The sequence below is a fragment of the Herbidospora sp. RD11066 genome (genome assembly GCF_054661255.1).
Window position 1 is genome coordinate 1 of record NZ_BAAGDO010000032.1, and the last position, 656, is coordinate 656.

At 67.4% G+C, this 656-nt stretch carries 1 protein-coding gene; it reads left to right on the forward strand.

Annotated features, from left to right (window positions below; genetic code table 11):
* Positions 1-656: UvrB/UvrC motif-containing protein (locus ACYQ78_RS39235; protein ID WP_459806078.1), on the forward strand; the 656-nt coding region annotated here is incomplete at both ends.

Sequence of the window (656 nt, forward strand, 5' to 3'; positions counted from 1 at the left end):
AGCCTCAGCCACACGATCGAGATCCTCAAGGGCCTGCGCGACCGTTACGAGGCCCACCACCGCGTCTCCATCACCGATGGCGCGCTGGTCGCGGCGGCCACGCTGGCCGACCGCTACATCTCCGACCGGTTCCTGCCCGACAAGGCGATCGACCTGATCGACGAAGCGGGTTCACGCATGCGCATCCGCCGTATGACCGCCCCGCCCGACCTGCGCGAGTTCGACGAGAAGATCGCCGTCGTGCGCCGGGACAAAGAGTCGGCCATAGACGCGCAGGACTTCGAGAAGGCCGCCGCCCTCCGCGACAACGAGAAGCAGCTCTCCCTGAAGCGGGAGCGCCGCGAGCGCGAGTGGAAGGCCGGCGACATGGACGTCGTCGCCGAGGTCACCGAAGAACTCATCGCCGAAGTGCTGGCCACCGCGACCGGCATCCCCGTCTTCAAGCTCACCGAAGAGGAGTCCCAGCGACTGCTCCGGATGGAAGACGAGCTGCACAAGCGGATCATCGGTCAGAACGACGCGATCAAGGGCCTGTCGCGGGCGATCCGGCGTACCCGCGCCGGTCTGAAGGACCCGCGTCGTCCCGGTGGCTCGTTCATCTTCGCCGGCCCGTCGGGTGTCGGTAAGACCGAGCTCTCGAAGGCGCTGGCGGAGTT